At 50.8% G+C, this 8,610-nt stretch carries 9 protein-coding genes; 2 read left to right on the top strand and 7 right to left on the bottom strand.

The window, feature by feature from the left end:
* Nucleotides 1-149 precede the first annotated feature (149 nt).
* From HK23_RS13775 to HK23_RS13765, 3 genes are all read right to left on the bottom strand, one after another.
* A complete protein-coding gene (locus HK23_RS13775) occupies nucleotides 150-563 on the bottom strand; it encodes a PIN domain-containing protein (RefSeq protein ID WP_086654389.1) in 414 nt (137 codons plus the stop codon).
* Complete coding sequence (locus tag HK23_RS13770) at nucleotides 563-760, bottom strand: AbrB/MazE/SpoVT family DNA-binding domain-containing protein (protein ID WP_048836938.1); 198 nt, start codon at nucleotides 758-760, stop codon at nucleotides 563-565. Before HK23_RS13770 ends, HK23_RS13775 begins: the two co-directional genes overlap by 1 nt.
* Nucleotides 761-853: 93 nt before the next feature.
* Nucleotides 854-1,495 (bottom strand): recombinase family protein, encoded by a 642-nt coding sequence (locus HK23_RS13765; protein ID WP_086654388.1) that lies wholly within the window; start codon nucleotides 1,493-1,495, stop codon nucleotides 854-856.
* A 181-nt stretch (nucleotides 1,496-1,676) separates the two neighbouring features.
* On the opposite strand from HK23_RS13765, the gene HK23_RS14845 reads away from it, so the two are divergent.
* Nucleotides 1,677-3,392, top strand: a complete 1,716-nt coding sequence (locus HK23_RS14845) for a Hint domain-containing protein (RefSeq protein WP_256940223.1) — start codon at nucleotides 1,677-1,679, stop codon at nucleotides 3,390-3,392.
* Between the two features lie 5 nt (nucleotides 3,393-3,397).
* On the opposite strand, the gene HK23_RS14840 is transcribed toward HK23_RS14845, so the two are convergent.
* The 3 genes from HK23_RS14840 to HK23_RS13745 all read right to left on the bottom strand — a co-directional run bounded on the left by HK23_RS14840 (nucleotide 3,398) and on the right by HK23_RS13745 (nucleotide 6,855).
* The gene (locus HK23_RS14840; RefSeq protein ID WP_256940222.1) at nucleotides 3,398-5,104 is read right to left on the bottom strand and encodes a hypothetical protein; all 1,707 of its coding nucleotides are present in this window, start codon (nucleotides 5,102-5,104) and stop codon (nucleotides 3,398-3,400) included.
* 19 nt (nucleotides 5,105-5,123) lie between these two features.
* Nucleotides 5,124-5,510, bottom strand: a complete 387-nt coding sequence (locus HK23_RS13750) for a MobC family plasmid mobilization relaxosome protein (protein WP_086654387.1) — start codon at nucleotides 5,508-5,510, stop codon at nucleotides 5,124-5,126.
* Between the two features lie 178 nt (nucleotides 5,511-5,688).
* A complete protein-coding gene (locus tag HK23_RS13745; RefSeq protein ID WP_256940221.1) occupies nucleotides 5,689-6,855 on the bottom strand; it encodes a tyrosine-type recombinase/integrase in 1,167 nt (388 codons plus the stop codon).
* 126 nt (nucleotides 6,856-6,981) lie between these two features.
* On the opposite strand from HK23_RS13745, the gene HK23_RS13735 reads away from it, so the two are divergent.
* Nucleotides 6,982-8,144, top strand: a protein-coding gene (locus tag HK23_RS13735) for an IS3 family transposase (protein WP_143217582.1) whose coding sequence is annotated in 2 segments (ribosomal slippage) — nucleotides 6,982-7,240 and nucleotides 7,240-8,144 — 1,164 coding nt in all. Because the reading frame shifts where the segments join, the coding sequence is not laid out codon by codon here.
* Here HK23_RS13735 and HK23_RS14925 read toward each other — a convergent pair.
* Complete coding sequence (locus tag HK23_RS14925) at nucleotides 8,112-8,474, bottom strand: DUF6538 domain-containing protein (RefSeq protein ID WP_086654384.1); 363 nt, start codon at nucleotides 8,472-8,474, stop codon at nucleotides 8,112-8,114. The genes HK23_RS13735 and HK23_RS14925 overlap by 33 nt on opposite strands.
* Nucleotides 8,475-8,610 lie beyond the last annotated feature (136 nt).

Here is an 8,610-nt window from a genome sequence, read left to right as displayed (position 1 = left end):
CTGCGGGACTCGAACCCGCATCAACCCGCAGTGACACTTTTCTAACACGTTGAAACAGCAAAAAGAATGCGACGTGCTGTCTTCTGGTTGGTGTTTTTGTTCCCAGCGTTGGTTAAACAATCTGGGAACGTGGAGACGCCAGTTTAACCCTAATCGACGGTTTTCTGAAAGGGGTTAATGATTGTGACCATATCGAAAATCTTCTGACCATTCTGCATATCTTCGGACAGTAGGGTTTCGATACCGTTTTCTATGGCGCAGGCTAAAATCATCGCGTCATAGGTCTGGAGCTTATAGCGTTCAATGATGGCCCAACCCCGACTGTAGACGGCCTCTGTGATGGGGTGAATGGTGACCAGCCCCCGGAAGTCCGTAATGAGTGTTTTGATATCGTCCAGTGGAAGTTTGGTTTTGCGTCTTAGCGTGCTGGTCGCTTCGTTGAGCGTCTGCACCGAGATATGGCAGTCTTGATCCAGAAGAATGCTGTCAGCGAGACCAGCCTTCTCTGTCCCTTCCTCCATCATGGCATAGAGGAGGATGTTCGTATCCAGAAAGAGAGACATCAGTCTTTAGGGCGTTCAAAGCGAAATCCTGAAGGCAGTTTTTTGCCGATCTCTTTCAGGGAACGAAGTGCTTCTTCTTTGGATTTGAGGCGCGTAAAAAGAGCCTCGACATTGTCGCCTTCCTGAAGGCCGAGTTGTTTGACAATGTGTGAGGGAATGCGAACAGCCAGGCTGTTACCCCATTTGGAAACCTGCATAAGAACCTCCCATACAATAGATAAACAAAAATAATTTATGTATATCTATTTTGCAAGATGATTCAGCTAGCTTCCAGTTTTCTGAAAAGAATTTCACGCGTCAAAAGACGGGTCGGATGGGGATTCTGTTGTTGGTTGCAGTGTGTCATGAGACCGGGCAATTCGGGAGACGGCACTTTCACTGAGCCCATAGGCTGTTGCCAGAGACTTGAGAGTCGTTCCGTTTTTTCTTTTTACTCTGATTTCTCGTTTTTGCGCGGTGGTCAGTCTGGATGGTCGTCCCATCTGCTTCCCCTGCTGGATGGCTCTGACCCGGCCTTCGGATGTTCTGGTTCTGATCAGGTCACGTTCGACGTCAGCAAGGCCCCCGAGCACAGCCAGCATCAGTCGTCCGGTGCTGGTGCTGGTGTCAGTCCATGGTTCAGCTATTGAATGAAACTGCGCCTTTTTATTCGTAATATCTTTAACTATAGAAAAGAGATCGAAAGTACTGCGGGCGAGTCTGTCGATACGGGTGACAACCACGATGTCACCTTCAATCACCGAGGCAATCAGTTTTTTGAGTTGTGAACGCTCGGCATTCGCACCGCTTGCTTTTTCGCGGTAAATTTTTACGCACCCAAATTCTTTTAAATTTTTCACTTGTATATCAAGGGTCTGTCCCACTGTGCTGACCCGTGCATATCCTATTTTCTGACCCACGCTCCACCCCTTTACCTTGCAGGAAAGGGGCATCTTATCATGAGGTTTTCTTGCTTAAATCCTGATTTACGCAAAAAAGATTTGTTAGAATTTTTCTGTTTCAGTTGATGTTTTTGTTGTGCAAACAATTTTTGTATGAAATAAAACTGAGGAGAATTTCATGGAGCAGGTGGGACTTGCCTCACTTGCGTAAATCAGGAAATAGGAAAACAAGATGGCAAATTCAAAAAATAATATGAACTTCCATAACACCGCAGGTACATATAATTATGATACTAGCGCTAGATTTGATGATTATACTAATGCAAATAATCAAGGTATTATTGTAAATATTATTAATGGAGCAAATATAAGCGTTAATAATTTAAATTTAAATTCATCAACACTTAATGTATCAAGTGGAAATTTTGAAGTTCGTGCTGCTACAAATCTCAATAAGGGAATTGTAAACGTAGCTGAAGGCGGGACATTTGTAGCGGATAGGCTCACAAATCTAAATACATCGATCATTAATATCGACGGAGGAGTCGTTGAATTAAAAGGAAATTTAGCAAACAACGATGGTTTTACTGTAGATTTTAAGAATAATCCAAAAGGTAGCCTTTTAATTGATGGGCCAAATGAAGAGGATGATGCTGAGGCAATAGTAATTAAAAACTATACTTACGGAAATACGATTAAAATAAATTATGATAATGATTTAACAGCAGGTGAAAGCCTGACTACAACGTATGATAAAGACGCTAAAACTTTGATAGTGCAAGATAATGATGGGAAACAAATTATTAAGTTTGAAAATTTTACTGACGTAAATGGAGATAATTATCCTGTAGTCGCGAGTGCAATAACCGGCGCTAACGGTGATGTTTATTTAGTCATTGCCTGCTTTCTGGCAGGCAGTATGGTAAGAACTCCTCAGGGGAGTGTGGCAGTTGAAGACATCCAGATTGGTGATGAAGTTATCGCGTTTGACTGGCGGAATAATACAGACATCGTGCGCCCTGTTGTCTGGGTTGGTAAATCCCATGTTAACGTTCGCCACGGTTTACCAGATGATGAAGCCGGTTGGCCTGTACGTGTGCTTAAAGATGCTATTGCCGATGGTATCCCTTACAAGGACATGCTGATTACCGCTGAACACTGTCTGTTCTTCAAAGATCGGTTTGTGCCGGTGCGGATGCTGGTCAATGGGGTGTCGATCTTCTACGATAAGTCCATCACCTCTTACGATTACTACCATGTGGAAACCGAACAGCATTCCGTTATCACGGCTGATGGCATGTTGACCGAAAGCTATCTGGATACCGGTAACAGGTCTTCTTTCCGACAGGAAGGCAAAGTGGTCACGCTGTTTGGTTCCACTAAAAGCTGGGAAGAAGATGCCGGTGCCCCGCTGGGTGTTGAGCGTTCTTTTGTCGAACCGCTGTTCCGTGCCCTCGAATGGCGCGAAGACAAGGTCTCAAAAGAGCAGGCACCTGTTGCTCCTGAACTGACCAGTGACCCGGACCTGCATCTGGTCACGGAAACCGGTGCTGTTGTGCGTCCAATGCGTAAGACAGTGAAGCAGTATAGTTTCATGCTGCCGCCTGATACGCAGTCTGTGCGGATTGTGTCCCGTGCCAGCCGTCCGTCTGATGTGATCGGCCCGTTTGTGGATGATCGTCGCTCCATGGGTGTGGCTGTTGCAGACGTGCATTTGCTGTGCGCCAAAAAGTCGTTCGAGATTACCTCCCATCTTCAGACAGAAAAACCTGAGGGCTGGCATGCCACCGACTGGACGGATTGCGCATGGACAAATGGCGACGCTGAATTGCCTCTTGGGGATCATCTGACACACGGGAAAATGGGCATCCTGTCCATCACCGTTCGTGCGGCTGGCCCTTACATCGTAGACAATCAGAAAGCGACAAAAACGGCAAAATCTGCTTAATTACCTTAACAGTTTAAGCCGTTATGCAGGCCCTGTCTTTCCTGACAGGGCCTGTTTTTTATGATGGGCTTCTGGAGTGCCTGAAGCAGGCTGTCCTCCAGAGGCGTCTGTAATGCCAATTTTGTAAACTCTGCCTGCTCGGCAGAAAACGGTTTGCTGTCGAGGAGAGAGCGAAACAGGGACATATCACGACGGGCCTGTTCCTTGGCAGGGCGGTGTTTTTCGTTCCATTCATAAATCTGTCTCTGACGTGCCTGGCTTTGTGCCTCAAACTGGTTGCTCAGCCATTTTTCACGTTTTTTCGGATTAGCCAGAGCGGCAAATTCCGCATCATATTTTGTTTTGATGTGCTCCAGTCTGGGTCTGTTCCGTTCAGTCAGGACAGGACGTATCGGATCAGGTGGACGTGATCTCAGGCCAACCACAAAGAGCAGTCCCTGAATGGCAAACCGTAGCACTTCCAGAAAATCCAATGCGGTCTGGTCAAACTGCTTTTGTAGGCTTCTATGTTTTCCACTCAGTCGTTGCCAGACGCTTTGCTCGGCTTGCTCGGACGCCGTCTTTGCTGCGCAATAGCGATCATAGGCGCTTCTCAGTTGTTTTTCGTATGGCTGAAGGTCCTTCCTCCATCGCGCCAGAATGACCTCTTTGTTCGGCAGGGGACGCTTCATGGCGGGAGCCTGTTGGTCAAGGACGGCTTGTCTGTCATGCAGAGCGTTTAAGAGGAGACGTCGCAGGCGTGCTTCTTCCACGGTTCTGATAATCGGGCCGGTGTGAGGGGCAGCCTGAGGAGAACGAACAGGCCGGTCCACATCCGCAACCCGTTTGCGATACAGATCCTGCTGAAGTTTGCTTCTTTTGGGACGTCGTATAATTACAGGCTTCTGTCTGGAAGTATTTTCTTCAGCAAGCAGTTTTCGGAACTCTGCCAGTCTGACTTTGGTTAGGCGCCTGAAACTTCCAATGAGAATACCATTGTCGTCTTCAATAATATGGGCACCGGGTCGTGTTTGTTGTCGATCGCCTTCACGCATCCTGAGGCCATGTTCCGCCAGTGCTGCGCGGAAGGATTTCAGCCCATCAGAGTGAGACCAGAGGTGCGCCACCATTGTTTTCCGGGTAGCCAGATCAACACCTTGTCGTTCCGCCATCCGTCTGGCCTGTGCCGTATAGGCTGCGCGGGGTTTGAGATCATCGGAAGCGGGGATGAGCGCTTCAACCTGTTCGGCTTCATGATGGTATCCCTGCTTGTGGAGGGCTTTTGCAATGGCCTTATCATGTCTGCCGGGCACGAGAGCATGGCCCAGTCGTATTTCTTCCAGTCGGGCGACTTTCTCAAGGCGCATCCAGCTAAACCTGCTTTCAAGAACGCGGTCTTGTTGCCACTCTGGTAAGATCAAGTGACCGTGTGTCAATCCGTCTTTCTGGTGAATGATGAGGGTCATATGACTGGAATCAGCCTTGAGTTCCTGACACAGACGACCAGCAAACTCAGCAAGCTGGGCATCACTCATGGCTTGTGCTGGGTTAAAAGCAATATGGCGTAAACCATAGGTCAGATCCTCACGTTTTGCCTCCTGCATATGGTCGTGCATCAGCCAGTCTGATCCAGCCAGTACGCGAATGGCTTCATTTTTCGCGCCATGCAGAACATGACGGCTTAAAGCCCGGGCACCACTGCGCGTTTTATTCCTGCTTTCCTTGACGATCATGGCACATGACCACAGCCAATCAATGCACGGTAACAGTCGTGTCGCCCGTGCGACGGGCTGTTCTTCTGGAAGGTTTTTTGCGAGAGCGTGAGAGAATGCGGTCGAGCTGATGGATCAGGGTTTCGACATCGTTCAGCACAGAGCCGCAATGGACTGCATCACCACAATTGGCCGAGTGAGCAAGCTGATTGAGATTGTTGCCAACGCGTGAAAGCTGGGTGCGTAGTCTGCGGAGTTCGTCCGAAACGGATGGAGCATCATCCCCCGAGAACTCAGCGGAAGCCAGTAAGGAGCGTATCCAGTCAGACGTGGTCACATGACCATGACTGCGCGCGATATGGCTCCAAAGTGTGAGTTCGCTGGGTGATGCACGGACGGAAAGGCGGGAAGTGCGAGGTATCGGCATAACTGGTTTTCCTTCTAAAGAGGGGGTTAACGGGAGAGATTTCTCCCCCTTACCAGCTTGCTCCATGCACCCTTTGGGTAGCCATGGAGCACTGCTGGCTCCTTCTAAAGATAACCTATTCAGATACCCGATTTCTGAACTTTCTTTTTATGCAAACAAGACTGTCACCATAAGGCTTTCAGAAAGGCATGATGCACTCGGGTTGATAGCTCAGGGCTTCAATGACCTGCTTCAAATTGGCGACTTCAATTCCGCTGGTATAGTTCATCGTCCCTTGCGATTTATGGCTGGCTTCATGCCCAAGCACGGTATCAATCCACAGTTCGCGGATATGGGCTTCCTGATTTCTGAGCTTGGTGGAAACAGTATGACGGAAGGAATGAAACGTCACATCTTCAGGGATACCGATACGCTTTTTATGCTTTGAGAAAGCCCGAGCAAAATTGTCCCCGCGCGCACTTGTCGATGAAACCGTGAGGTCAGGGAACAGGTAGTGCTCCCCGGTATCTCTGAGCAGGTCGAGCCCATCCATGGTGAGCAGGTGCGAGTGAATGGGAATGATCCGTGTGCCTGCGGACGTCTTTGGTGACCAGTGATCTTCCGGGTGAGGACGAACATGAAAGCACGGAATGCCTTGGATAACTTCTATGTCCTGACGTCTCAGATTGCAGATTTCGCCCAACCGCATTCCCGTGAACATGCCAACGCTGGTGATCCCCGCCCATGTGGCTCGGGAAACCGATGTGCCATTCCATGGTGTGTGAGCAAGCAGTGTCAGTTCATCATCTGTCCAGCCTCGCCGTACGATCTTTTTTGTGATGTTGAAGTCCCAACCAGCCCACGGATTCCGGTCTGCCATTTCTCGTTGCACAAGATGCATCCATAGAGCGGACAGACGGGAGAAATGGTTTTTCACCGTCTTCCCGCTGACGGTTTCCTGCCCTCGCTCGCGGGCCTGAGCAACGGCTTCACGGATGGGAAGGCCGGTTCTTCCTTTGCCATGAGTGGCAGGAAGATCAGAGAGCAGGTCGAAAAATTCACCTGCAACCGTGCCCGTGATCTGCTTAACCGGCATGTCGCCAAAGGCTTCAATAAAGAGGTCCACGGTTTTGCGTGTGGCTTTCTTGGTGTCCTCGCTCTTGTCCTTGTCAGTAAAGACAAATTTTTCAGCCATCGTGGAAAGAGGCGGAGAGGTCGGCTTGCGGGTTTTGGGCTGTGCATCCTCAACCGGGCTTCCTGCGGGTGCCTCAGTCAAACCAGCAGGGCGATGTTTGCCCAGATCGACAATCAGGGTGGAGAGGCTTTTGATCTGCTCGCGCAGCATATCCTTTTCTTTTTTGCTCACGGCGCTGTCTGTAAAGACTTTATGCATCATGCTTTGAAGCCGTGATTCCAGTGCCTGGAGAGAGGTGGACCCCATTTTTCGGACAGGTGTCTAAGCTATAGTCCGACCTGAAAGAGGACGGGTTTTATGGGCAAGGTTACGCGCAAGAGGTACGGGGCGGAGTTCAAATCACGGGTTGCCCTGGAGGCGATCCGAGGGGAGCTGACGCTGGCGGAACTGGCGTCGAAACATGGTGTGCATCAGACGATGATCGCCCAGTGGAAACGGCAGGCGATCGAGGGGATGGCAGCGACCTTTTCCGGGAAGACGGTGTCTGAGCCCCAGTTCAGCCCTGCTGATGTGGAGAAACTGCACGCGAAGATAGGCGAGCTGCTCGTGGAACGGGATTTTTTACGCGATGCCTCTGCTCGGTTGGGCGTGATCAGAGGCGGCAGATGATTGACCCGAAGCGAGCACGTCTGCCGATCATCCGGCAATGCACGTTGCTGCATCTCAACCGGTCGGGCGTCTACTATCGGCCTGTGTCACAAAGCGAGGCCAATCTGGAGCTGATGCGGCTGATCGACGCCCAGTTCCTGGAAACGCCCTATTATGGCTCACGGCAGATGACATGGCATCTGCGCCGCCTGGGACATGGAGTCGGTCGCAACCGGGTCCGGCGGCTCATGGCGATCATGGGTCTGCGGGCGATCTACCAGAAGCCGCGCACGAGTGTGCCCCATCCGGAGCATCGGAAATATCCGTATCTGCTGCGGGATCTGGTCATCGACAGGCCCAACCAGGTCTGGTGTGCCGATATCACGTATATCCCCATGAAACGGGGATTTCTCTATCTCGTGGCGATCATGGACTGGTTCACGCGCAAAATCCTGTCCTGGCGTCTGTCGAACACGATGGATGCGGAGTTCTGTATCGAGGCGCTACAGGATGCCTTTACGCGCTATGGCGCCCCGGAAATTTTCAATACGGACCAGGGCTCACAATTCACGACGCCCCGTTTTACCGGGCTCCTGGAAGAGCGTCAGATCCGCATCAGCATGGATGGACGTGGGCGCTGGCCCTACCACGTGTTCATTGAGCGTCTGTGGCGGTCGCTGAAATACGAATGCGTCTACCTGCACGCATTCGAGACCGGATCAGAACTTCGAGTGGGGCTCACGAAATGGCTCACCCATTATAACGGCCAACGTCCCCATACGGCCCTGGCTGGACGTACGCCCGATGAGGCGTATCATGACGGGCCAACAGCAACGCCGTCAGAATGGCGGCATAACAATAACCGGGTATAGCTTATTCAAACCCAAAAACTGTCCGAACAGACGGGTCCACCTCTTGGACCCCGTTTCCTGAGCAGATGAAGGCTGAGTCACGCTCTGCAAATCCCGCAGTGCAACCCGCAGTTCCTCAAGCCTGTTTAAAGCATCCGGTTCCGAGAGGGCCATATGAGCCTGAGAGAAGAGTTCTGTGGTTCTGGCATGAAGCAGAGACGCTCTTTTGCGGGCTTCATTCTGGTAGCCGGTTTTCAGAGAAACCCAGATTTCCCGCCGGTTTAAGGCTGCTCGCAGGGCAGGGGGAACGATACGGCGGAAGTGGTAGGTGGTGCCTCGGACTCGGAGCACAAAATCTTCCCTCGGTGGGGAAGGACGATGGAGCAAAGACAGCCTTTGCCCCTCATTCAGCCGAAAAGTCGTGCTATTTCAGGTGTCTGTGGTGCGAACTGCGGGACTCGAACCCGCATCAACCCGCAGTGACACT

This window comes from Acetobacter malorum, from assembly GCF_002153605.1.
GTDB classification, from domain to species: domain Bacteria; phylum Pseudomonadota; class Alphaproteobacteria; order Acetobacterales; family Acetobacteraceae; genus Acetobacter; species Acetobacter malorum_A.
The sequence above is the reverse complement of the archived record's forward strand: the minus strand, read 5'-3'. Positions and strand labels throughout refer to the sequence as shown.

Coding starts and splice junctions, on each gene's coding strand:
- HK23_RS13775 (WP_086654389.1), bottom strand. CDS start 563: ATGTCTCTCTTTCTGGATACGAACATCCTCCTCTATGCCATGATGGAG.
- HK23_RS13770 (WP_048836938.1), bottom strand. CDS start 760: ATGCAGGTTTCCAAATGGGGTAACAGCCTGGCTGTTCGCATTCCCTCA.
- HK23_RS13765 (WP_086654388.1), bottom strand. CDS start 1,495: ATGCCCCTTTCCTGCAAGGTAAAGGGGTGGAGCGTGGGTCAGAAAATA.
- HK23_RS14845 (WP_256940223.1), top strand. CDS start 1,677: ATGGCAAATTCAAAAAATAATATGAACTTCCATAACACCGCAGGTACA.
- HK23_RS14840 (WP_256940222.1), bottom strand. CDS start 5,104: ATGATCGTCAAGGAAAGCAGGAATAAAACGCGCAGTGGTGCCCGGGCT.
- HK23_RS13750 (WP_086654387.1), bottom strand. CDS start 5,510: ATGCCGATACCTCGCACTTCCCGCCTTTCCGTCCGTGCATCACCCAGC.